The sequence below is a fragment of the Nitrosospira multiformis genome (assembly GCF_900110185.1).
Classification (GTDB): Bacteria; Pseudomonadota; Gammaproteobacteria; order Burkholderiales; family Nitrosomonadaceae; genus Nitrosospira; species Nitrosospira multiformis_A.
In genome coordinates, this window is record NZ_FOCT01000002.1 from 302098 (window position 1) to 324600 (window position 22503).

The 22503-nt window shown below is 53.1% G+C and carries 22 protein-coding genes; 6 read left to right on the top strand and 16 right to left on the bottom strand.

The annotated features are described in order from the left end of the window. The first annotated feature begins 55 nt into the window (after nt 1-55). Nucleotides 56-1285 carry an ABC transporter permease gene (locus BMY01_RS03610; protein WP_074744360.1) on the top strand — a complete coding sequence of 410 codons (1230 nt, stop codon included), beginning with the start codon at nt 56-58 and terminating at the stop codon, nt 1283-1285. Nucleotides 1286-1306: 21 nt separating this feature from the next. Next, entirely contained in the window at nt 1307-2518 is a 1212-nt protein-coding gene (locus BMY01_RS03615) for an ABC transporter permease (protein ID WP_074744362.1), read from the top strand. A 59-nt stretch (nt 2519-2577) separates the two neighbouring features. Here BMY01_RS03615 and BMY01_RS03620 read toward each other — a convergent pair whose 3' ends face one another. Both BMY01_RS03620 and BMY01_RS03625 read right to left on the bottom strand, forming a co-directional pair. After that, a complete protein-coding gene (locus tag BMY01_RS03620; RefSeq protein WP_074744364.1) occupies nt 2578-4272 on the bottom strand; it encodes a DUF1302 family protein in 1695 nt (564 codons plus the stop codon). A 45-nt stretch (nt 4273-4317) separates the two neighbouring features. Continuing rightward, a complete protein-coding gene (locus BMY01_RS03625; RefSeq protein WP_074744586.1) occupies nt 4318-5052 on the bottom strand; it encodes an ABC transporter ATP-binding protein in 735 nt (244 codons plus the stop codon). A 57-nt stretch (nt 5053-5109) separates the two neighbouring features. Here BMY01_RS03625 and BMY01_RS03630 point away from each other — a divergent pair, with 57 nt between their 5' ends. Further along, entirely contained in the window at nt 5110-5871 is a 762-nt protein-coding gene (locus BMY01_RS03630; RefSeq protein WP_081353666.1) for an outer membrane lipoprotein-sorting protein, read from the top strand. 192 nt (nt 5872-6063) lie between these two features. Further along, nucleotides 6064-6840 carry a PEP-CTERM/exosortase system-associated acyltransferase gene (locus tag BMY01_RS03635; protein WP_074744368.1) on the top strand — a complete coding sequence of 259 codons (777 nt, stop codon included), beginning with the start codon at nt 6064-6066 and terminating at the stop codon, nt 6838-6840. A 37-nt stretch (nt 6841-6877) separates the two neighbouring features. Here the strand turns inward: BMY01_RS03635 and rng are convergent, their stop codons facing one another. The 9 genes from rng to BMY01_RS03680 form a co-directional block, all read right to left on the bottom strand. Continuing rightward, nucleotides 6878-8329 carry a ribonuclease G gene (gene rng / locus BMY01_RS03640; RefSeq protein WP_074744370.1) on the bottom strand — a complete coding sequence of 484 codons (1452 nt, stop codon included), beginning with the start codon at nt 8327-8329 and terminating at the stop codon, nt 6878-6880. Between the two features lie 24 nt (nt 8330-8353). After that, a complete protein-coding gene (locus BMY01_RS03645; RefSeq protein WP_074744372.1) occupies nt 8354-8977 on the bottom strand; it encodes a Maf family protein in 624 nt (207 codons plus the stop codon). A gap of 51 nt (nt 8978-9028) precedes the next feature. After that, nucleotides 9029-9499 (bottom strand): 23S rRNA (pseudouridine(1915)-N(3))-methyltransferase RlmH, encoded by a 471-nt coding sequence (rlmH, locus tag BMY01_RS03650; RefSeq protein WP_074744374.1) that lies wholly within the window; start codon nt 9497-9499, stop codon nt 9029-9031. 105 nt (nt 9500-9604) lie between these two features. Then, a complete protein-coding gene (rsfS, locus tag BMY01_RS03655) occupies nt 9605-10081 on the bottom strand; it encodes a ribosome silencing factor (RefSeq protein ID WP_074744376.1) in 477 nt (158 codons plus the stop codon). A gap of 2 nt (nt 10082-10083) precedes the next feature. Continuing rightward, on the bottom strand, nt 10084-10764 hold the full coding sequence (gene nadD, locus BMY01_RS03660; RefSeq protein ID WP_074744377.1) for a nicotinate-nucleotide adenylyltransferase: 681 nt from the start codon (nt 10762-10764) through the stop codon (nt 10084-10086). A 105-nt stretch (nt 10765-10869) separates the two neighbouring features. After that, nucleotides 10870-12222 (bottom strand): dihydrolipoyllysine-residue acetyltransferase, encoded by a 1353-nt coding sequence (gene aceF, locus BMY01_RS03665; RefSeq protein ID WP_074744379.1) that lies wholly within the window; start codon nt 12220-12222, stop codon nt 10870-10872. 216 nt (nt 12223-12438) lie between these two features. Next, a complete protein-coding gene (aceE, locus tag BMY01_RS03670; RefSeq protein WP_074744381.1) occupies nt 12439-15108 on the bottom strand; it encodes a pyruvate dehydrogenase (acetyl-transferring), homodimeric type in 2670 nt (889 codons plus the stop codon). A gap of 49 nt (nt 15109-15157) precedes the next feature. Then, nucleotides 15158-16024 carry a bifunctional methylenetetrahydrofolate dehydrogenase/methenyltetrahydrofolate cyclohydrolase FolD gene (gene folD, locus BMY01_RS03675; protein WP_074744383.1) on the bottom strand — a complete coding sequence of 289 codons (867 nt, stop codon included), beginning with the start codon at nt 16022-16024 and terminating at the stop codon, nt 15158-15160. A gap of 180 nt (nt 16025-16204) precedes the next feature. Then, the gene (locus BMY01_RS03680) at nt 16205-16861 is read right to left on the bottom strand and encodes a hypothetical protein (RefSeq protein ID WP_074744385.1); all 657 of its coding nucleotides are present in this window, start codon (nt 16859-16861) and stop codon (nt 16205-16207) included. Nucleotides 16862-17204: 343 nt separating this feature from the next. Between BMY01_RS03680 and BMY01_RS03685 the strand changes: the two genes are divergently transcribed. Continuing rightward, entirely contained in the window at nt 17205-18383 is a 1179-nt protein-coding gene (locus BMY01_RS03685; protein ID WP_074744387.1) for an NAD(P)/FAD-dependent oxidoreductase, read from the top strand. Nucleotides 18384-18584: 201 nt separating this feature from the next. Next, nucleotides 18585-19628 (top strand): dihydroorotase, encoded by a 1044-nt coding sequence (gene pyrC / locus BMY01_RS03690; RefSeq protein WP_175463196.1) that lies wholly within the window; start codon nt 18585-18587, stop codon nt 19626-19628. 86 nt (nt 19629-19714) lie between these two features. Here pyrC and BMY01_RS03695 read toward each other — a convergent pair whose 3' ends face one another. From BMY01_RS03695 to BMY01_RS03715, 5 genes are all read right to left on the bottom strand, one after another. Continuing rightward, a complete protein-coding gene (locus BMY01_RS03695) occupies nt 19715-20083 on the bottom strand; it encodes a thiol-disulfide oxidoreductase DCC family protein (RefSeq protein ID WP_074744389.1) in 369 nt (122 codons plus the stop codon). 65 nt (nt 20084-20148) lie between these two features. Continuing rightward, nucleotides 20149-20502, bottom strand: coding sequence for a DUF4156 domain-containing protein (locus BMY01_RS03700; protein WP_074704996.1), 354 nt, complete (start codon nt 20500-20502; stop codon nt 20149-20151). A gap of 231 nt (nt 20503-20733) precedes the next feature. Then, complete coding sequence (locus tag BMY01_RS03705; RefSeq protein WP_074744391.1) at nt 20734-21066, bottom strand: YnfA family protein; 333 nt, start codon at nt 21064-21066, stop codon at nt 20734-20736. Nucleotides 21067-21129: 63 nt separating this feature from the next. Continuing rightward, nucleotides 21130-21825 (bottom strand): START domain-containing protein, encoded by a 696-nt coding sequence (locus BMY01_RS03710; protein ID WP_074744393.1) that lies wholly within the window; start codon nt 21823-21825, stop codon nt 21130-21132. Between the two features lie 77 nt (nt 21826-21902). Beyond that, on the bottom strand, nt 21903-22502 hold the full coding sequence (locus tag BMY01_RS03715) for a class I SAM-dependent methyltransferase (protein ID WP_074744395.1): 600 nt from the start codon (nt 22500-22502) through the stop codon (nt 21903-21905). Between the last annotated feature and the right edge of the window lies 1 nt (nt 22503).

The window sequence follows — 22503 nt, forward strand, 5'->3', positions numbered from 1 at the left end:
CATTAGCTAAGCGGCTTAAAATAACAAGGTACGTCTCTCTTTTCAATTCATTACCATGAAAGCGCTCCAGATCGATTTTTTCTTGGCCTACCGTAATATTGTAGGCCAGAAGCGTCGCAGTGCTATCGCTGTCAGTGCAACTGCGTTTGGCATTATTGCCTTAATACTTGCAACCGGCTTTGTGGAATGGATATTTTGGGGCATGAGGGAAGGCACGATCGACTCACAACTGGGCCATATTCAGATCAGCAGACCGGGCTATCAGGAAGCAGGAAAAGCAGACCCTTACACTTACCTTTTACCGGATGCAATACCCGAGCTGGAATCAGGAAATGAGCTACGTCAAATTAAAGCAGTCGTTCCTCGCCTCTCCTTTGGGGGACTGATCAGCCATGGTGACACAACCCTTTCGTTTATCGGAGATGGAGTTACTCCACAAGAACAAGTTTTTTTCGGAAAGTCACTGCAAATTTTGGCCGGTCAAAACCTTTCGGTTGATGATCCGAAGGGTATTATTCTCGGTGCAGGGCTCGGGCACAACCTCAACGTAAATATTGGCGATAAGGTTGTGCTATTGGCAAGTACCGCATCAAGGGGTGTCAATGCGGTTGAGGTCACTGTGCGAGGACTGTTCTCCACCGTAAACAAATCTTATGACGATATCGCTCTACGCATGCCGATCGCAACAGCCCGCCAACTCCTTCGGGTCAAGGGTTCTCACGTATGGGTAGTATTGTTGAATAACACAGCGAAGACCGATACTGTACTCCAAAGATTACATGGAGCATTGCAAAAGCGCGATTTCGAGGCTGTTCCGTGGTACGTCCTCGCTGATTTCTACAATAAGACCGTGGCTTTGTTTACAAAACAAATTCATGGCCTCAAGCTGATAATCGCCCTGATCATCGTTCTTACAATCTCGAATGCCATGACGATGTCTGTAATGGGGCGAATCGGCGAAATCGGCACTGATATGGCACTTGGCGCCAGACGCATCGACGTTCTCCGTCGGTTCCTGAGTGAAGGCATTCTGCTCGGCTGTTTCGGCGGCCTGATGGGCGTTACAATAGGGGTAGGATTGGCTACTGTGATCTCGAGCATTGGAATTCCAATGCCGCCACCCCCTGGGATGGCCCGTGGTTATACGGGCGAAATACTTGTTACGTGGAATATTGCGCTCGAGTCTCTTTTGCTTGCGATCGGAACGACACTCATCGCTAGTATATACCCCGCCTGGAAGGCATCCCGAATGCAGGTAGTGGATGCGCTACGTCACAATAGATAATTCGGAAAAGAAAAGGGGACTATGCTAAGGCTCGCCTTTCGAAATATCTTTCGACAGAAATCGCATACCGCAATGACTCTGGCGGCGATCGTGAGCGGGGTGGTAGCTCTTGTTCTTGCTGGTGGCTGGGTGAACGATATTTTCGTTACCTTATCGGAGGCGCTTATTCACTCTCGATCCGGTCATCTGCAAGTCTACAGGGAAGGGTTTTTTGCTGCCGGAGCGCACGCGCCAGAGAGGTATCTGATAACAGATACCGATGCCATTAAACAGCGTGTCATGAATAACGAGGGTATCGATAGCGTAATGGCGCGGCTCAACTTCTCGGCCCTGCTCAATAACGGTCGGGCTGACCTTCCCATCATTGGAGAAGGTGTAGAACCAGCGAAAGAAGCAGCGCTCGGAAGCTCACTCTCGATTATCTCGGGGCGTCAACTGCAAAACACGGATAAGTTCGGCATCGCTATTGGGGTTGGCGTCGCCCAAGGACTGAAGCTGAAACCTGGTGATCACGTAACCCTGCTGGCAAATACACTGGAAGGAGCGTTAAACAGCATTGATTTGGAAGTCGTCGGCATATTCAAGAGTTTCTCCAGCGATTATGATGCCAGAGCAATAAGAGTTTCACTCACCGCGTCCCAGGAGTTGCTGGGCACGCAAGGCGTTAATGCACTGGTCATCTCACTGAAAAAAACGGACGATACATTTCGTATTGTAGGACTGCTAAAAGAACAGTTGGAGACTTTGGGGCTTGAGATCAAAACCTGGATCGAACTCAACGATTTCTACGAAAAAACGGTAGAGCTTTATGGACGCCAGCTAGGTTTTCTGCAACTGATTATCCTTATCATGGTTCTGCTCGGTGTCCTGAACAGTGTCAACATGAGTGCTTTTGAAAGAACAGGAGAATTCGGCACAATGATGGCACTGGGCAACCGTAGAAACGAAGTATTCCAATTGATCATCACGGAAAACTTTCTACTGGGAGTGATCGGCAGCAGCCTCGGACTCGGACTCGGAATCGGTCTCGCGCTTATCATCTCTGCGATCGGTATTTCGATGCCGCCGCCTCCAAATTCCAATCTTGGCTATACAGCCCACATTCAGATTGTCCCCGGCGTTTTGCTGGTATCCTTTGCCATCGGTATAGCAGCAACAGTATCGGCGGCTATCGTTCCCGGGAGACATATCTCGCGCACACCTGTTGTTGATGCGCTACGGCAGAATATATAAAGGTATATAAAGTACTTGGCTTCTGAATGCAATCCGCTTCTTCATGCTTCGATAATCAATCAGAATGAATACCGCAATTCCGTATAGACGCGGTCAGCATGATCGAAACGGCCAAACAGACCAATAGGTGGACCGCCAAATACGTCTGCTCCAACCGCCCAACGCCAGTTCGGTTGGAAATTCCAGGATAATCGAGGCCGGAACATCCAGTCGCTACGATTCAGACTGTGGATCAGTAAAGCTTGAGCCTCAAGCTTGGGCGATAGTTTGCCATTGAGCAGAATGCTGGCGCCATTCTCAAGCTTGTCCAGAGCGAGATCCGGGTCATGTGCAAAAAAGACACGCTGAAAGAACTGTAGATTCAAGCGGGTTTCGGCAGGCAAACTGAAGTCCAGACCTATAACATAGTCGAGCGTATTCTGCCTGACCAACCCATTCATTGCGGTGGCTCGCGCGACGTTAAACTTGCGTCCATCTGTATAAATCAGTTCGCCTTTTAACACGACTGAACCGAAGTCTTTCGCAAGGGTTCCACCCACCTGGTCAATCTCATCATGACGGGGCTGGAAGACAGGGGGGTCAGCCGGCCCGCCGATGCGGTAGAACGTAGGCGACGAATCCAGGCTGTGGTAGTAGAAACCCGAAATATCCCAGCCATTTACAAGGTGCGATAAACGCACTCCATAGTTGGAGTTACCGATATTCCGGCCGGAGCGATCTTCTGGAAGATAGGTAGCTACCCCGCGCAGGGGACCGGGATAGAAATCCGCTCCCGGCTTTCCAATCTCGTCAAGAGTTGGCACAGGAATCCACACCACTTCAGCATGGGAATCCCCCTTCGAATATTCTGCGCGCGCCGCCCATTGGGGAATGCGCAATATGTCAAAGGCAGGCAGGACAAATTCCCGTAAATCCTTCGCTGATACCACGTCGGCGAAGAACAGTCCCACCATCTCACCCCATATCACATGTTGACGACCGAGACGGAAATCAAAATCGCCAGCCGAGACATCAAGATAATTTTCTCGGACGAAAAACTGGTAGCGTTGATCCTGACGAACCGCGTGTGGATAAAAACTGGACAGGTCATAAGCTGCGTCATAGTCGAAGCGACCGCTTATTTTCCATTTTATATTTTCGTTGAACTGCCCCGTGCGTGATAGCTCCGTTCGAAGCTTTGCTTTCGATAAATGCTCGGGGTCAGTATAAGTGTCCGCAATTTCCAGTTGAGAAAAACCTCTCCACCCAGTTACCAACCTCTTCCAAGCAGGTATAGGTTTTGATGGCTTTTGCTCTTGATCCAAATCGTCGCCAAATAATGCTTCCCGCGATGTGAACTCGCTCTCCGCATCATTCCCGGCAGCGATGACAGGGGCAGGTTCTCTGTTCAGATTTATCGCATGATCTTTTGCTGTATGGGCCGAAATAAAAGAAAGAGAAGGTGACACGGACAATAGCAAAGGCTTCTCCTCATGTAGCCTTCTCTCCACGTCCGCTCCGTGCGAAACCACAGCGCCCGCTCCATCATCTGACTCCTGTACCGGACGAGCGGAAGACGTTCCCATCGATAAAGACAAAGTGAGCATCAAAGGCTCGGCAGGTGTTGTACGGTCCTCACTCACGTCGTAGATAACACGTACCGGTTTTGCAGCATCCGGAAGCTGAACCTCCGCCTCCCCCGCAAAACTGATCGACCTTACAACAAGCAGCGCCTTTATGCTTATCAGATATGCGCGCCTAATTCCGTAACTCATCGGCGCTACTTTCGTCTTTACCTTTGGAAGTCACCTTTTTCACATCTATCTATTCCTATGCTCAATAACGTGCATGGATTTCTCCTTACGAGTTTCCCGTTGCACGATCTGACCATCTTCGATATGTATTACATTGTCTGCGATCGCCATGACACGCGAATCATGAGTAGAAAAAATAAAGGTTGTCTCAAATTTTTCGTTAATATTCTTCATCAGCTCCAGGATGCCTTCACCTGTCGCATGATCAAGATTGGCAGTAGGCTCATCAGCCAGTACTATTTTCGGATGCGTTGCAAGTGCCCGTGCAATCGCTACACGCTGACGTTGTCCTCCGCTGAGCTGGTTCGGCCGATGTCGGGCAAACTTGGATAAACCGACGATACCGAGATATTCCGCAACGCGGGTGCGACGCTCTGCTGTCTTCAATTCCCTGAATTGCAGCAACGGATACTCGACGTTCTCCTCAGCTGAAAGAACGGGAAACAAATTGAACGTCTGAAAAACAAACCCGATAGTTCTTGCCCTGAGCCCGGACAGGTCATCTGGAGTACGACCGCTGGTATCCTGGCCGTTGATTAAAACTTTGCCGGAGGTGGGAGTATCAATACAGCCAATCAGATTGAGCAGCGTTGACTTGCCACTGCCAGATGGACCTGCAATAGCGAGGAAAGCGCCGGAGGCGATATCTAACGTAATGTCTTTTAATGCCTGGACTTTCTGCTCACCAAGGATGTAATCTTTGGAAACATTCTCGAGGTGCACAATGCTCGTGTCACTCATAAAAATCCCCCGATCGGTAATCCCCGTAGTAATTGTCATTCATGATAGGAATTGAACATGCAAAAAAATTCTGAGCAATACTTATTAACAGTGATTCTCCTATTTGCTATTGCGGTGCCAACCGCAATAGCAGACACAAATGATACTGAGCTGGCTCAAACAATTCTGGAAAAGGCCGATCAGATACGATTCCCGCGAGAGAGTTTTCAGGTCGACGTCACCATTAACACAACCGCTCCGGGTCAACCGGAAGATTTGCGCAAGTACAGGGTCTTATCCAAGGGTAACGAAAATAGCGTAGTGATGACCACGGAGCCAGCTTCGGAACGAGGTCAGATTTTATTGCTGAAAGGACGAGATCTGTGGATATTCATGCCGGAAGTCTCCCAGCCCGTACGTCTATCCCTGTCCCAGCGGCTTACCGGCCAAGTAGCAAATGGGGACTTGGCTCGTGCAAATTTTGCCGGGGATTACAACGCTAAAATTTTGCGGACAGACGTCATCGAGGGCGAAAAGTATTACGTGCTGGAACTCACAGGAGTCGACCGTGGAGTGACCTATCATAAAGTTTTGTATTGGGTTGGGCAATCAAATTTCTGGCCCTATCGGGCGGAGTTCTACTCACTGTCCGATCGTCTACTCAAAACCGCGCGGTACGAGAAATTCCAGATGCTCCATGGAGCGCTACGTCCAACCCGTCTTGTCATGGAAGATGCCTTGCGTACAGGTGAACAATCGGTACTCGAATACTCGGGAATGAAACTGCGCGATCTGCCGGATAAGGTTTTCACCAAAGATTATTTAAAGAAACTCGACTAGGGCTATCAGGGCTATCGCGAGAATCATAAAAAAGCAACAAAAGCTCTGAAAACCCATTTTTTAATTCGTTTTACGTAAAATGATACCTGTTCGCTTTCGTGTTAACAGCGATAACCCTCTGCAAGAAAGTCTCAATCAGGAATATTTTCGCTTCGTCCTAAAGTATCAGGGAAAACTGCCGTTGGCTGAAACATGTCTCTAACCGAAACACTCGATCTAGGTCATGCATTCAAGAGGTACTTCGAAATCGTGCCGGCGTTTTCGAATGTATTAAGGGATGAGGTTTATCGTATCCGACATGAGGTTTATTGTGAGGATCTCAAATTTGAACCCCTCCAGCGAGATAGGCGAGAAAGCGATGAGTATGATGCTCACTCACTACACTTTTTGTTACGCAATGTCCAGACACAGGAGTTCATTGGCTGCGCGCGCATAATTTCTCCCCAGTCGAAGGATCCTGATTACCCTTTACCCTTTGAGATAACCTGCGCTGATACATTGGATAGGTCGATTATCGATCCCGCACTGTTGCCCCGCCATCATATCTCAGAGGTATCACGTCTGGCTGTCGTTGCCAGTTACCGAAGACGTAAAGGCGAGGCGAGCAAAGCGATCGACATTGCGGATGAGGATTTCGGAGTAGCCCAATCGCGGCGCTTTCCTTACATTCCAATCAGCCTTTATTTAGGTACCTTCGAACTGGCGCGCTTGCATAAAATCGAGACTTTGTTCATTCTGACCGAGGAGCGCCTTGCACTGCATTTCGCCAAACTCGGGTTCGACCTTAAGTTCATCGGCCCCCCGGTCGAGCATCATGGTATACGCGTTCCCTCAATGATGAGTGTCAGTGGAACGATAAAGGGTATGAGACCCAATCTGCGGCCGCTCTATGACGTTATCGCGGAGGATATAAAAAGGAACCTTCCGGAAACAGGAAACGGCCTGCCCGGGATAGAAAATGAATATTAAGGGAGCAGACCCTAGGGGATTATCGCCGCGAAACCTGCTACATGAGAATCAAGTCATATTGTTCCTGGGTATACGTCCCCTCCACCTGAAGGCTGATGGGTTTGGCGATAAAATCGGCAAGTTGCGCCAGGCTTTGGGATTCTTCGTCGAGAAACAGATCGATTACCTGCTGTGAAGCCACAATGCGGAATTCACGCGCATCGAACTGACGGGACTCCCGCAGCAGTTCCCGCAGGATTTCATAGCACATGGTCTGGGCCGTCCGGACTTTACTGCGGCCCTGGCAAGTCGGGCAGGTTTCACACAAGATGTGCGCCAGACTCTCCCGCGTCCGCTTGCGCGTCATTTCCACCAGTCCGAGGGCGGTGAAACCGTTCACCGTCATGTGAGTCCGGTCTTTCATCAACGACTTCTTGAATTCGCTGAGAACGGCGTTCTGGTGTTCCGCGCTCTCCATATCTATGAAATCGATAATGATAATGCCTCCCAGATTTCGAAGACGGAGTTGGCGCGCAATGACCTGGGCCGCTTCGAGATTCGTTTTGAAAATGGTATCGTCAAAACTGCGTACGCCGATGAATCCTCCAGTATTTACATCGATGGTGGTAAGCGCCTCGGTCTGATCAATGATCAAATAGCCCCCGGACTTCAGGTCCACGCGCCTCGCCAGGGCTTTCTCGATTTCATCTTCCACCCCATACAACTCGAACAAAGGGCGCTCGCCCGCATAATGATCGAGCCGCTCCACTACGTTGGCCATATACACCCGTGCAAAGATCGCCATCTTCTGGAAAGTCTCCCGCGAGTCCACCAGGATGCGGGTCGTATCATCACTGATGAAGTCGCGTAAGACGCGAAAACTCAGATTCAGATCCTGATACAGCAGCGCGGGCCGAGCGATCAAGGATTTTTCCTTGATGTCGCGCCACAGCTTGTGCAAGTACTCGATGTCCGTTTGCAGATCCTGTTCACTTGCCGCTTCCGCCACGGTACGGATAATGAACCCCCCCTCTTCCCCGGCCGGCAACAAATGTTTCAGTTTTTCACGCAACGACTTCCGTTCGGTTTCATCTTCGATGCGCTGGGAAATGCCGATATGCGATACCTGGGGCAGATAAACCAGCAAACGGCCCGCAATACTGACTTGAGTCGACAGACGGGCACCCTTGGCGCCGATGGAATCCTTGATAACCTGGACGAGGATATTTTTTCCTTCGTGCAACAGCTGTTCAATCGGTTTATCAGCATCTTCACCCTGCCGCAAGCGCCAGATATCAGCAAGGTGGAGAAAGGCAGCCCGTTCGAGACCGATATCCACGAAAGCGGACTGCATGCCGGGCAGCACCCGGATTACGCGCCCGTTATATATATTGCCGACTATACCGCAATTGCTGGTGCGCTCTATGTGCAGTTCCTGGACGGCGCCCTGCTCGACCACCGCGACACGCGTTTCCTGGGGGGTAACATTGATAAGAATTTCACAAGACATAAGAGATCCGGCTTTTATTGCGGCTCACTGAAATATTCTTATAGCGGACTCTTCAAGCAATTGCGCCGTCTCAAACAGCGGCAATCCGACGACACCGCTATAACTGCCGGAAATCTCCGAGATAAAAACCGCCGCCCTGCCCTGAATTGCATAAGCCCCTGCCTTATCATATGCCTCGTCGCAAGCGAGGTAATTACCGATTTCCTGCTCGCTGAGATTGCGGAATCGAACACTCGATCTGGACAGACAAACCCGGGTTCCATTTCCCGCTGCCACGGCGGCCGCAGTCAAAACCTCATGAACCTGGCCGGACAGTGCCCGCAGCATTTGCCTTGCATGGAGAGGATTTTCCGGTTTGCCAAAAAGCCTGCCGTTCAATACTACCGCTGTATCCGCTCCCAAAACCGGGAAATCTGCCCAACCTCGCTCACCCATCCGCTTTCGCCCCGTTTCCGCTTTAACGCGCGCAATCCGCTCCACATACTCCGGCGGCGACTCCTGCGGCAGCGGAGTTTCATCCACATCCGGTATCCGTGGCAAAGCTTCGCGCAACGATAAAACCATGAAGTCCACGCCGATCTGCCTTAATAATTCCTGCCGGCGGGGACTACGGGAAGCAAGATAGATGCGATTTTCCACAAAAGTCATGGCGGGGCGAATGCTACGGGAGCGCAGTTACTTCTGTTACATTGTTATTTTTTATGCACGATGATACGGATGACCCTTGATCAGCGATATCGCGCGGTAGAGCTGTTCCGCCAGCAGAATTCGAACCAGCCCATGAGGAAGTGTCAGGGCAGATAACGCCAGGACTTCATCCGCCGCATTCCTGAGGGTCGGGTCCAGCCCGTCGGCGCCGCCAATGAGGAACGCGGTGTCACCTCCATCCTTCATCCAACTGCCGATGGCATGCGCCAACCCGGCGGTAGTCCATTGGCTCCCGCGCTCATCCATTGCCACAAGCCGACAATTGGGAGGCAGCAGCGCGCGAATACGTGCGCCCTCGGCAGCCAGCAGCTGTTCCAATTTTTTTCCGCTGTCCCGTCTCTCGGGTTTGATCTCCAGAAGCTCGATGCTCGCCTCACGCGGCATCCGTCTGGCATATTCCTGAAAACCCGCAGCAATCCACTCCGGCATTTTATGTCCCACCGCATAAACGAGGAATTTCATGCCACAAGGAATTTCATACTGAAAACATGCTTATCCAATGCTTCGGGAAGAGTTTGTTCGAGAGACTCTCACGCCGAGAACTTGGCGCTCGCTCCCATATTTCCTTCACCTCTCGTCATCCGGATTGGTCTTCGCTCGGGTGACTCTGGCTTTTCTGGTCCTGGCAGGGGTCGCGGGTGCTGTCTCCCCCTCTTCAGCGGCACGCGGTCTTGCGGCCGGCTTCTTCCCGCTCGAATTTTCGGATATTTTGTTGATCCTGGCAGCTTGTGCCCACAACTCCTCAAGATTGTAATGGGCGCGCACCGCGGTCTGCATGACATGCACCAGCACGTCGCCCAGATCAACCAATATCCATTCCCCGTTATCCTCGCCTTCCACACCGTAAACCATGCCACCCGCCGCCTTGACTTTCTCGACCACATTGTTCGCGATTGCCCGTGTCTGCCGCGTGGAATCACCGCTGGCGATGATCATCCGATCGAACAAGGCTGTCAGTTTTTTGACATCGAGTACTTCCACGTCGCGCGCCTTGATTTCGTCCAGCGCTGCAACAACGGTTTTTATCAATTTGGCCAGCGTCATCTTTATTCCCGGTACAGATCATTAGCAGCAATATAATCCCGAGTATCCTCGGGAACCAGATAGCGGATACTTTTTCCTGAGGCGACCCGTCTGCGGATGGCCGTTGCCGAAATATCCAGCAATGTCGTCTGCGCAGTAAAGATCAAGCCCCCGGATGTATATTTAAGACTCTCTGCACTCGACGTCCAGCGCTCCCGGCATTCCTCTTCCAATTCCTGTGGCAGCGCTCCGGGCGACGTTCTGTCCTCCGTGGAAAGCAAATGACCGGGGCGAGCCGCAATAATGAAGTGACATAACTCGAACAGTTCCCGCCACCTGTGCCACTCGGCCAGCCTGATGAATGCATCCGCTCCGGTAACGAAGCAGAGTACGGCATCCTTCCCCAGTTCCTGCCTGAGTTCGCGCAAGGTATCCACGCTGTAGCTCACACCTCCGCGTATTACCTCTCGTTCATCGAGAATAAAACGGGAATTTCCATCGATGGCCAGACGAACCATTTCCAACCTATGTTCCAATGATGCTTCCGGACCGCGGCGTAGCCGGGGAATGCCGGCGGGAACAAAACGCATTTCCCTCAACCCGGCCAGTTCGGCAATTTCTTCGGCGATGCGCAAGTGCCCATAGTGAACGGGATCGAAGGTGCCCCCAAAAACACCGACCGGAGAAACAGGGAAATCATTCATTATCGGACGGGAAAAACGCTGATCCTGCGAAGCTGCTCAAGCGGACAAAAAACGCCGACAGTTGTCTTCACCTGTCTTCCCCGCCTTCCCTGAATAATCTGTTTTTTACAACAGCACACGACGCAGATCAGCCAGCACTTCGACCAGGTGCGTCGTAAAGCGCGCTGCTGTCGCACCGTCGATTACTCTATGATCATAGGAAAGAGATAATGGCAGCATCAGGCGCGGGACAAATTCGCCATCCCGATAAACGGGCTTCATCACTGCACGCGAAACACCGAGAATCGCCACTTCCGGCGCATTGATAATGGGCGTGAACGCAGTGCCGCCGATGCCCCCGAGGCTGGAAATGGTAAAACTCGCTCCCTGCATATCGGTGGGCTTGAGTTTGCCCGCGCGCGCCCAAGCTGCGAGATCAGACATTTCCTTGGCAATGGCGATGACCCCTTTCTTGTCCACATCCCGAATCACGGGGACTACCAGTCCATGAGGTGTATCCGCTGCAAAGCCGAGATGGTAATAATTCTTGACCACGAGATTCATTTCATCGCCTTCACTGGTCAGCGAGGCATTGAACTCGGGAAACTTCTTCAGTACCGCTATCGAAGCCCGCAGCAGAAACGCGAGCAGGGTAACTTTCACACCTTCTTCTTTTGAAGATTCGTTTGTTTCTTTGCGCAGGGTTTCCAGCTCGGTAATATCCGCTTCGTCAAACTGCGTCACGTGTGGAATCATGACCCAGTTGCGGTGCAGATTCGCCCCGGATATTTTTTTGATTCGCGATAGCGGCTTAAATTCCACTGGACCGAATTTCGCAAAATCGGGTTGAGGCCAGGGCAGCAGATTGAGCTCGGTTCCGCCACCCCTTGGCTTGGAAAGTTCAGCCTTGACAAAAGCCTGCACGTCTTCCTTGAGAATGCGCTGCTTGGGACCGTTACCCTTTACCAGCGCCAGATTCACTCCAAGTTCGCGCGCAAAGCGCCGAACCGAAGGACTGGCGTGTGCCTTCGCAAACGTAGCTTCATCTATCGGAGAAGGAACGAATGCAGAGCGTGGAGAAGAACCCGAAGGTTGGGGTTGCGCAGTAGATTGGGGTTGCGCACCAGATTGTGTCGCTGGCCGCGGCGCTTGTTCCGGAGAAGCGATGGTTGGAGCGGGAGCCGGCGTTGAAGCAGGTGCCACTTCCCGTTGCTCAGCGGGCGACGCTTGCTCCGCTTCTGAAGCTTCCAGCGTCAGGATGGGCGAACCTTCAGATACCTTGTCGCCCACCTTCACGGATAACTCTCTGATTATGCCAGCAAAAGGAGAAGGCACTTCTATGGTGGCCTTGTCCGATTCAAGCACAATCAACGAGTCTTCCGCCTTGATCGAATCGCCGGGTTTCACCAGCACTTCTATTATGGGAACGTCTTTAAAGTCGCCAATATCGGGAATCAATACCTGTTTAGTCTCTGCCACGCCTCTTCCTTCTCGTATTAGATAATCCCGGCTTTCCACAACGAAATGATCACAGCAGGAGGATGTCGCCTTTCAAGCTCCCCGGCTCCTGGTAGTGCAGTCGCCGTTCCCCCCTCCAATTCCCAATTGGGCGACTCGATGAAGAACAAGGCTAAACGACGCGCTCAGATCCTGTTGTTTAGCCTTCTCCGCGCACAAAAGTTCACTGCCGCCTTCTCATATGGTCATCGGATTGGGTTTATCAGGGTCGAGGCCAAATTTGCCTATGGCCTGCGCCACCATTTCCGCCTCGATTCTGCCATCTTCGGCCAGCGCTTTCAGAGCGGCTATCGTAATGTAATGACGGTCGACCTCGAAGAAGCCGCGCAATTGCTCGCGCGTATCGGAACGTCCGAATCCATCTGTACCCAGCACCTTGTATCGCCCTGGGATAAATTCACGTATCTGGTCGGCAAAAATCTTCATGTAATCCGTAGCCGCCACCACCGGACCTTCCCGGTCCTTGAGACACGTGCTGACGTGCGACAATCTTGCCGGTTCTGTAGGATGCAGCATGTTCCAGCGCGTTGTCGCCAGCGCTTCGCGTCTCAACTGGGTAAAGCTGGTTACACTCCAGATATCACCCGTCACACCGAATTCCTTCTCCAGTATTTCAGCCGCAGCGATCACCTCGCGCAGAATGGTGCCGGACCCGAGCAATTGAACACGCAACCCGGAACCCTTTTCTCCTGCCGGCTTGCCTTCCCGGAACAGGTACATGCCTTTCAGAATTCCTTCTTCCGCCCCTGCAGGCATCTCCGGGTGCGAATAGTTTTCGTTCATCACCGTGATGTAGTAATAGACATCTTCCTGCATTTCGTACATGCGGCGCAGGCCATCCCGGATAATCACCGCGAGTTCGTAGGCAAAGGTCGGGTCATAGGATATGCAATTGGGGACAGTCGATGCCGCCAGATGGCTGTGGCCGTCCTCGTGCTGCAACCCCTCGCCATTCAGTGTGGTGCGCCCTGCAGTGCCGCCCAGCAGGAAACCGCGGCAGCGCATGTCTCCCGCCGCCCAGCAAAGATCCCCCACGCGCTGGAAGCCGAACATCGAATAGTAAATGTAGAACGGGATCATCTGCACGCCATGAGAACTGTAGGCCGTTGCCGCGGACATCCATGACGACATGGCCCCCGCCTCATTGATACCTTCCTGCAGGATCTGCCCGTTCTTGTCTTCCTTGTAGTACATCAGTTGCTCGGCATCCTCGGGCGTATAGAGCTGTCCGGTAGAAGACCAGATGCCCAGTTGCCGGAACATGCCTTCCATGCCGAAGGTGCGCGACTCATCCGCCACAATCGGCACGACCCGCTTGCCGATGTTCTTGTCTTTTATGAGGATATTGAGGATGCGCACAAAAGCCATGGTGGTGGAAGATTCCCTTCCCTCCCCGCTTGCCTTGAGCAATGTGTCGAAGGCGGACAGCGGTGGGATCTGCAGGGGCTCGGCTTCACGCTGGCGGCGGTGGACGAACCCCCCCAATGCCTCCCGCTGCTGGTGCATGTAGACGGCTTCCGGAGAATCCTTGTCGAATTTCAGGTAGGGTACCGAGTCGATCTCATCATCGCTGATTGGCAGGCCAAAGCGATCACGAAACGCTTTGAGTGAAGTCGTACCCATCTTTTTCTGCTGATGAGTGATATTCTGGGCCTCGCCGGCTTCACCCATTCCATAACCCTTGATCGTTTTGGCGAGGATTACGGTGGGCTGACCCTTGTGCTTCACCGCCGCTGAATACGCGGCATAGACCTTATGCGGGTCGTGGCCGCCTCGGTTCAGGCGCCATATGTCGTCGTCGGACATATTCGCCACCATTTCGAGCAACTCCGGATATTTGCCGAAGAAATGTTCACGCACATAGGCGCCGTCTCTCGACTTGAAAGTCTGATATTCGCCATCCACGCATTCCATCATGCGTTGTTGCAGCAACCCCTTCGTGTCTTTAGCAAGCAATGGATCCCAGTATGAGCCCCAAATTACCTTGATGACGTTCCAGCCGGACCCGCGAAAAGCGGCTTCCAGTTCCTGGATGATCTTGCCATTTCCACGTACCGGCCCGTCGAGACGCTGAAGGTTGCAGTTGATGACGAAAATCAGGTTGTCCAGGTTCTCGCGCGACGCAAGCGAAATGGACCCCAGTGATTCAGGTTCATCCATTTCTCCATCGCCCATGAACGCCCAGACTTTGCGGCCCTCCGTCTTGACCAGTCCGCGGCTATCCAGATACTTCATGAAGCGCGCATGATATATCGCCATCAGCGGCCCAAGTCCCATTGACACCGTCGGGAACTGCCAGAAGTCAGGCATCAACCACGGATGCGGATAGGAAGACAATCCCTTTCCGCCCACCTCCCGCCGGAAATTATTGAGTTGCTCCTCTGTCAGTTCCCCCAGCAGAAAAGCATAGGCGTAAAGACCGGGCGATGAATGTCCCTGTGCAAATATCAGGTCGCCACCGTGATTCTCCGACCTGGCGTGCCAGAAATGGTTATAGCCTACATCATATAGCGTAGCGGCCGAGGCAAAGCTGGCAATATGCCCGCCGACGTTGGAGTTCCGGTTGGCGCGCAACACCATGGCCATGGAATTCCAGCGGACATAGGAACGGATGCGGTGCTCCAGCGCATGATTTCCCGGCGACCGCTCTTCCTTTCCCAGAGGAATGGTATTGATATAGGCCGTGGTGGCGCTATAGGGAAGATAGGCGCCTGACCGGCGTGCTTTTTCCACCAGTCTTTCCAGCAGGTAGTGCGCCCGCTCCGTCCCCTCGTGGGTCAACACGGATTCCAGCGCCTCCAGCCATTCCTGCGTTTCAGTCGGGTCTATATCGGGTATAGGTTCCATGTCTTGTCTCGAAATTGTCGGGCGCTTGCCCGATGTGATAGAGGCGCTGTCAATTACCCTGCAATCGGGCGTGCGCCTGCTCGGCGGCCACAACGGTGTTGCACAGCAGCATCGCAATGGTCATGGGGCCTACTCCCCCCGGGACAGGCGTGATATAACCCGCCTTTTCCTTGACCGATTCAAAATCCACGTCCCCCGCCAGTTTTCCGTCGGGCAGGCGGTTGATGCCGACGTCTATTACTGTCGCTCCCGGTTTCACCATCATGGCGGTGACCAGGCATGGTCTGCCCGCAGCAACTATCAGGATATCGGCGCGGCTGGTGTGTTCCGACAAGTTCCGTGTTCTGGACGTGCAGATAGTAACGGTTGCACCTTTTTGCAGCAGCATCAGCGCCATCGGTTTGCCCACGATATTACTGCGGCCTACTATTACCGCGTGCTGCCCCTCGATCGGGATATCATATTTTTCCAGCATTTTCATCACGCCGTTGGGCGTGCAAGGCGGGAAAATGCTGCTACCGGTTACAAGTGCGCCTATATTATAAAGATGGAAGCCATCCACGTCTTTTTCCACGGCCACAGACTCGATGACTCTGCTGCTGTCGAAATGCCGTGGCAGAGGCAATTGAACGAGGATGCCGTGAATTCCGGGATTCCTGTTCAATTCCTGAATGCGTCCAATCACCTCATCCTGGTCGGCGTTTTCCGGGAATTCGTGGACTTCGGAATAGATGCCCGTTTCGCTACAGGCCTTGGCCTTGTTTCGCACATACACTATGGAAGCCGGATTGTCTCCCACGATAACCACGGCCAGCCCCGGCTGGGTACCTTTTTCCGCCAAACGCGCTGCCCGCGCCTGACACTCCCCCCTTACCTCCTGGCTCAACCTCTTGCCGTCAATGATCTTCGCGCTCATTATGATTGTGGCGCGGCAGGAAAGAGAACGAGCAGATAACGGAGAATGCTTCGGCTGTTAGTATCTTTCACTCTGATTGTATATCCTGCGAAACCCCGCATTATGCGTGCAAAGCAGACTGCTCACCGGAACCCTGACTGGAAACCGTGCCCCGCCCCATAAACGTGCCTCTTCGTCCAATCATGATTGCGAAGACGCAGGGGGGACGGATTTTTTCATCTTCGTCCGATAAATCAACAGCCCGATCAGGAATGTCGGAACGACAACAAACGCAGCAGCCAGAAGGCCGGCTGCCAGTATGTCGATTCCCTCGGTTTTCGGCAGAAAGATGGTCACGGCCCAGATCGTTACAAAGGCTGCCGCCGCGCCGCCGATGAACATGATCTTTTTACCGCGCTCAAAAAGTCGCCATAGCGAACCGGATACCCGCGCCTCGTTGCGGTATTCATCAAAAAGGCGCGTCATGCTGTCATCGTTCGGAACCGCTTCATAGCCAGTCGATACGGCAAGCGTGTCTGTTCCGTCTTCCACCCGCGACATGTTGCGCAGGAACACGATACGCTGTTGAGCTTCTTTCTTTTTCATGCCATCGGCTATGAGCATGGATTGCATCGCTTCAAAGGCATGATCGCGAGTATCTCCCGCCACGCCGAGTCTTTCGCTGCACCGCCACATCACGCCCACCAGATATAACTGGATGGTCATCTGCCTGAAAAGAGGCGCAAAATCATACCCTTTGTCTTTAACTTGCGGAAGTTGGGACGCTAGTATCTCGCGCGCGTGCTGTACACAAATATCAATCGTGTTTGCTTCTGAATCCGTTTTCACTTCAGTCATCGTTCAATTTCGGGACATGCCCAGCTTGGCTTTGAATTCATGGAGGAACCCATTATATACTGGCGTGAGGATTGTTGAATAATGAGGCACAGTCTCTCTACGATTCATAGGGCAATGGAACTTGCCCTGCTGCTGGCCTATCCCCTTGTATGCACCGGCAATTTTCCTCTTCAAGAGGGATTAAAGTTTACATAGTTTTATGAAGTTTCCGATTTTATTGGATAGGTTCGCTATTACAGAGTTCCGCTCTCTATCGCGCAACATCGTCACACAAAAGGTTTCGGAACATGACAACGGGGTCAATTTTTAACCTGCGCTTCATATAACTACAAAGGAAACCAGCATGAAACACCATAAATACCTTATTGTCGGGGGCGGAATGACCGCCGATTCTGCTGTACACGGTATCCGTAAGATTGACCCCGATGGCGCAATCGCCGTCATCGGAGAGGAGTTGCATCGTCCTTACAACCGTCCGCCCCTTTCCAAGGCGCTATGGAAGGACTCACCCTATGATTCGATCTGGCGAAGCGAGCACGGGCTGAACGTTGCCATGCACCTCGGAAAAAAAATAGTAGCGCTGGATCCTGCAAAAAAGACGGCTACGGACAATGCAGGCAACATCTATACCTATGAAAAACTTTTGCTTGCCACGGGGGGCGAGGTGCGCCGCTTTCCCCATTTCGACAGCGGGATAATCTACTACCGGACGGCGGACGATTACCTCAAGCTGCGGGAATTGAGTAACCAGGGTTCGGATTTTGTCGTGATCGGCGGCGGCTTCATCGGTTCGGAAATCGCCGCCGCGCTCGCCATGAATGATAAACGGGTCACCATGATTTTTCCGGAACACGGAATTAGCTCGCGTATTTATCCGCGACCCCTCGTCGAATTCCTGAATTCCTACTATCGCGAAAAGGGTGTAATCGTGCTCGCCCCCGAAACTGTCACTTCGATCAGGACGGATGGGACCAAAAAAATTGTTACCACGGGGAGCGGAACCGAGATTTCCGCCGATGGAGTAGTGGCAGGACTGGGTATTCTTCCTAACACGGAACTGGCCGTCCAGGCCGGGCTCGCGGTTGACAACGGCATCGTAGTGGATGAGTTCCTGCGCAGCAGCAATCCTGATATCTATGCCGCTGGCGACGTCGCCAACTTCTACAGTCCCTTGCTCGACAAGCGCATGCGGGTCGAGCATGAAGACAATGCAAACATGATGGGAGAAGCGGCGGGACGAAACATGGCAGGGAGCCCGGAGCCCTATCATCACCAGCCCTTCTTTTATTCCGACCTGTTTGATCTGGGTTATGAAGCAGTCGGTGAACTCGATTCCAGTCTCGATATTGTCGAAGATTGGGTAGAGCCCTTCCGCAAGGGCGTGATTTATTACCTGCGCGATGGCCTCGTACGCGGTGTTCTGCTCTGGAATACCTGGGGACAGGTGGGCGCCGCAACCGCGTTGATTGCCGAAAAGAAACCCTGCACGAGCGAGACACTGCTAGGCCGCATCAAGGACTAGAACAGGAGACAGTAGTGCAGAATGAGGGAAGGCGGGGACCAAACCATCATTTGCTGCGATGCGCGATGCTTCGCTTGCCCCTCCTGCAATTTACAATGAATTAATCGGGGAATAGCAGACTCGAGTCCTCTTGAATCCTCAATGGGAGACTCATGGTATTTTTCGTGCCAGTTAAATAAAAAAACAGATGCTGCAGCTATCTTGAATACCTTCACACTTACCCGCCCGGACGACTTTCACCTGCATCTCCGCGACGGCGAACACATGCGGGCCGTGCTGTCGGACACTGCCCGCCGTTTTGCCCGCGCAATCGTCATGCCCAACCTCAAGCCTCCCGTCATCACCACGGAAATGGCGCTGGCGTATCGCGCGCGACTTCTTGCCGCCCTGCCGCACGGCGTGCGCTTCGAGCCGCTGATGACCCTCTACCTGACCGATAACACCTCCCCTTCGGAAATCATCGAAGCAAAAAGAAGCGGGGTAATCCACGGCATCAAATACTATCCCGCCGGTGCAACCACAAACTCCGCAGCCGGAGTTACCAATATTGCCAGGTGCCATGAAACTCTGGAAGCCATGGAGCAAGCGGATATGCCCCTGCTGGTGCACGGTGAGGTAACTGATCCTGAGGTGGATGTATTCGACAGGGAAAAGGTCTTTCTTGAACGGGTGTTGATCCCGTTGACGGGACGCTTTCCGCAACTCCGCGTGGTATTCGAGCATATCACCACGCGGGAAGCGGTAGAGTTTATCGTCGGCACACCGGAAACCATCGCCGCCACCATCACGGCGCACCACCTCCTGATGAGCCGGAATGCCCTTTTTCAAGGCGGTATTCGGCCTCACCACTATTGCCTGCCCATCCTCAAGCGGGAAACCCACCGGCAGAAGCTGATCGAGGCGGCTACCAGCGGCAATCCGAAATTTTTCCTCGGCACCGATAGCGCCCCCCACGCGCAATCGGCCAAGGAAAATGCCTGCGGCTGCGCCGGCATCTATACTGCTCACGCAGCGATCGAGCTTTATGCGGAAGCATTCGAACAGGCGGGCGCACTGGAAAAACTGGAAGCCTTTGCCAGTTTTCATGGCGCGGATTTCTACCAACTACCGCGCAACCAGGACAAGATTACGTTGAAGAAGGAAAACTGGGGTGTGCCGGCACAACTGGAATTTGGCGGCGAAAGCCTGATTCCATTCCGAGCTGGGGAAAGCGTTACCTGGGCCCTGGGCAAAACCGGGAACTAGCGTCGAAACGGGATTTTCACCAAACTTTCCTGATCAGGAAATAGCTGCGTGAATTGTTTCCTGGTCACTGGCGCCTGCCAGTGCGCCTACCAGTGTTTTTTTGCGCGATTCCACCGGTACAGCCTTCCGGCAAAGGCGTTGTACGCCAGACGTGAAAGCTGCCGGAGCACGGGCAACCGAAAAAGCCTTGCCAGCCAGCGCTGCCCCGGTGTTTGTGACCAGAGTCGCGTGAAGGCATCCACGCCCACGTCAATCCGGCCCTCCTGTCTTTTTACGTGCAGCCGCTCGCGCACCTGTTCCAGCGAGGCATCTACTTCTGCAACAGCTTCCGGCTGCGCGTGCACATCAATCCACTCAATGTCCTTGATACCGCATGCTTCCATACGGCGGCGCTGCTCTTTTATGCCCGCGTTGCAGACGGGGCATGCGCTGTTATAGTAAACCTTGCTGGACATTTCCGGAGCACTCTGCCCTATAGGAGTAAATTCAGGCCGGGTATTCGGGACCCGGGTGCGAGGAATCACTCGCAGCGATAAACGACACCCAGCACTGTCGTGTTTGTCGTGCCCTTGCTGCCCCATGCATTCGTATTGGCGGAGTTCTGCACCCAGACGTAGTTTCCACCCATTTTGGCGGCCCTGTTGCGCAGATCATTTCTGGCGCCGATGAGAAGATTTTCATTCGAAGTGTAGTCGCCGGTAATCCAGTTACCTTGGGAGCCGACCGCGTCACCCAGCGGCTTGCAATTACCACTCGGTTTTTCTGTGACAAGCTCAACGGATCTGCCCTCCGGTGTCGTCGAAATCGCCGAACAGCCGGCAAACAAAACAACTGACAGCAGACCCGGCAAGGCGATCATCCTTCTCGTGACCATCTATTTTCTCCTGTTGAAAACCTTCTCAATGATTTTTGAACTTATGCCAACTGGCAGTTCCCTGTCAGCAGATCGTTTAGTGAGAACCTATTGATTTCCGTCTTTGTGGAAAAGACAGCGTTCTATATTTTATGAGAAATTTCTGCTCAAGAATTGTACGGTTTAAGGTGACGGCATCAACCGCGCAGCATCGCTTCATTGCATTGCAAATCACTCTTGGGCTTATGTAAATTATGCATGTCTTGGCCCGAACATGATAATTGCCATACCTGTCAGCGCCAGAAGAGAACCTGCCATATCCCAGGCAGTCGGCCTGACCCCATCAATAGCCCACAACCAAAGTACTGCTACGAAAACGTAAACACCTCCGTAAGCCGCGTATGTACGACCGGCGTCCGTCGGATGAAGCGTGAGAAGCCATGCAAATAGTGCAAGGCTTGCAGCAGCAGGAACAAGAAGCCAGGCACTCCCGTCCTGTTTAAGCCAAAGGTAGGGTAGATAGCAACCAACGATCTCGGCAAGCGCTGTAGCCAGGAAGAGAAACAAGGTCTTCAGCTCAAACATATGGGTAATCTATTGCTCTGGAAAATCCAAAGGGAACAAACAGATAGTGTGCTGTCGGGCTGATTACTTCCGTCCAGAAACTGCTTCGGCGGAACGCTTCCTTACTGCGTCGAAGAGCTCAGGTATTGCGACGGTATTCGAAAGATTGAATACAAAATCCGGAATGAGTCCACCCGGATCGGTAAGCAATGTATAAGTGAGGCGCGTGTGTCTGCCGCCATCCAGGGGCTCCGCCAGCCACGACCCCTCGTTGAGCTTGATGCGCACCACGCCTTCAACCTCGGGCTTCGCTTGGGGCAGCGCTGTCCACTCGACCTTGAAGGTACCGTCCTTGCGCGTGTCGTCACCTGCCGCCACTCTGCGCGTGAGCCGGACCTTGAGGGGATAGTCGCGCTCGCTGATAAACGGCGGTGCGATGCGCGCATAGGTCACCACCTCGTTATCGCCGGTGCGGCTGAGCACTTCCGATTCCTTCACGTACGGCATGAATTCCCGGTAATGTTCGAAGTCGACGAGAACATTGAAAACGGCTTCGGGCGGAACTTCCACTTCGGAAACCGCGATTACCCGGCGTCCCTCCGTTATATCCTTCGTAAAAATGACAAGGCCGTTTTTGTGATAAGCCTCTGTCCAATCCGGCCCCGGGCTGTTCACACTGCCTGTCCTCTCTACTTGGTCCGCCGATACCAATCCGGCCGCTCCGCTTGCGACCACGGCAATGATGGTAAGGATGACGGTGAAAGCGGCACTAGAGCGCATGGCATTCCGGCTGAAGATGGGATGACGATTTCGCCTCTCGTAAAAATTCTACCCTTATCGCATATCCCGGTCACGTCCTAACCGGCTTTAACGAGTCGAATGCTCCGGAACCAGCCTCCTGCCAGAAGCGGCTGGTCTGACTCCACTTTCAGTTGCGGAACACTTGCAAGCACCTCTTCGAAAACCACATCCAGACGCGTCACGATATGCTGAGACAGCAGGTTCACCATTCGCCGGAGCACTGCGTGTTCCCCTGGCTTCAGAAATTTATCGAGTATCAGCACGCTGCCACCCGGTTTCAGTACCCGCGCTGTTTCTTTCAGGCATGCGCGCGCATCCGGTACGATCGCCAGAATGAGGTGAAGCACCACGTGATCGAAGCATGCGTCCACAAACGGCAGAGACATGCTGTCCCCCTGGACGAGGTCTACATGCAGATTGCCTATCCTGGGTCTTGCCCGCTTCAGCATGGCCGCGGTAAGGTCCAGTCCTACATAATGATGACACGCTGGAACATGCGGGAGGTCGAGCCCGGTACCGATGCCGCTGATGAGAACGTCGAGATTCTCCTGCCGGGGCAATTGCTCAAGACTGACTGCCCGCAGTCCCGTGCCCGCCCCGGCGAGCAAGGCATCGTAAAGCGGAGCGATCAGACTGTAGGAACGGCGCAAAGACATG

Bases quoted from the DNA above. Each gene is read 5' to 3' on its own strand.
- BMY01_RS03705 (WP_074744391.1), bottom strand. From the start codon at position 21,066: ATGTTTGAGCTGAAGACCTTGTTTCTCTTCCTGGCTACAGCGCTTGCC.
- BMY01_RS03610 (WP_074744360.1), top strand. From the start codon at position 56: ATGAAAGCGCTCCAGATCGATTTTTTCTTGGCCTACCGTAATATTGTA.
- BMY01_RS03630 (WP_081353666.1), top strand. From the start codon at position 5,110: ATGCAAAAAAATTCTGAGCAATACTTATTAACAGTGATTCTCCTATTT.
- BMY01_RS03620 (WP_074744364.1), bottom strand. From the start codon at position 4,272: ATGAGTTACGGAATTAGGCGCGCATATCTGATAAGCATAAAGGCGCTG.
- BMY01_RS03695 (WP_074744389.1), bottom strand. From the start codon at position 20,083: ATGTCCAGCAAGGTTTACTATAACAGCGCATGCCCCGTCTGCAACGCG.
- folD (WP_074744383.1), bottom strand. From the start codon at position 16,024: ATGAGCGCGAAGATCATTGACGGCAAGAGGTTGAGCCAGGAGGTAAGG.
- BMY01_RS03645 (WP_074744372.1), bottom strand. From the start codon at position 8,977: ATGACTTTTGTGGAAAATCGCATCTATCTTGCTTCCCGTAGTCCCCGC.
- rlmH (WP_074744374.1), bottom strand. From the start codon at position 9,499: ATGAAATTCCTCGTTTATGCGGTGGGACATAAAATGCCGGAGTGGATT.
- BMY01_RS03615 (WP_074744362.1), top strand. From the start codon at position 1,307: ATGCTAAGGCTCGCCTTTCGAAATATCTTTCGACAGAAATCGCATACC.
- rng (WP_074744370.1), bottom strand. From the start codon at position 8,329: ATGTCTTGTGAAATTCTTATCAATGTTACCCCCCAGGAAACGCGTGTC.
- BMY01_RS03635 (WP_074744368.1), top strand. From the start codon at position 6,064: ATGTCTCTAACCGAAACACTCGATCTAGGTCATGCATTCAAGAGGTAC.
- nadD (WP_074744377.1), bottom strand. From the start codon at position 10,764: ATGAATGATTTCCCTGTTTCTCCGGTCGGTGTTTTTGGGGGCACCTTC.
- BMY01_RS03625 (WP_074744586.1), bottom strand. From the start codon at position 5,052: ATGAGTGACACGAGCATTGTGCACCTCGAGAATGTTTCCAAAGATTAC.
- aceE (WP_074744381.1), bottom strand. From the start codon at position 15,108: ATGGAACCTATACCCGATATAGACCCGACTGAAACGCAGGAATGGCTG.
- BMY01_RS03680 (WP_074744385.1), bottom strand. From the start codon at position 16,861: ATGACTGAAGTGAAAACGGATTCAGAAGCAAACACGATTGATATTTGT.
- BMY01_RS03710 (WP_074744393.1), bottom strand. From the start codon at position 21,825: ATGCGCTCTAGTGCCGCTTTCACCGTCATCCTTACCATCATTGCCGTG.
- BMY01_RS03715 (WP_074744395.1), bottom strand. From the start codon at position 22,502: ATGTCTTTGCGCCGTTCCTACAGTCTGATCGCTCCGCTTTACGATGCC.
- BMY01_RS03685 (WP_074744387.1), top strand. From the start codon at position 17,205: ATGAAACACCATAAATACCTTATTGTCGGGGGCGGAATGACCGCCGAT.
- rsfS (WP_074744376.1), bottom strand. From the start codon at position 10,081: ATGACGCTGGCCAAATTGATAAAAACCGTTGTTGCAGCGCTGGACGAA.
- BMY01_RS03700 (WP_074704996.1), bottom strand. From the start codon at position 20,502: ATGGTCACGAGAAGGATGATCGCCTTGCCGGGTCTGCTGTCAGTTGTT.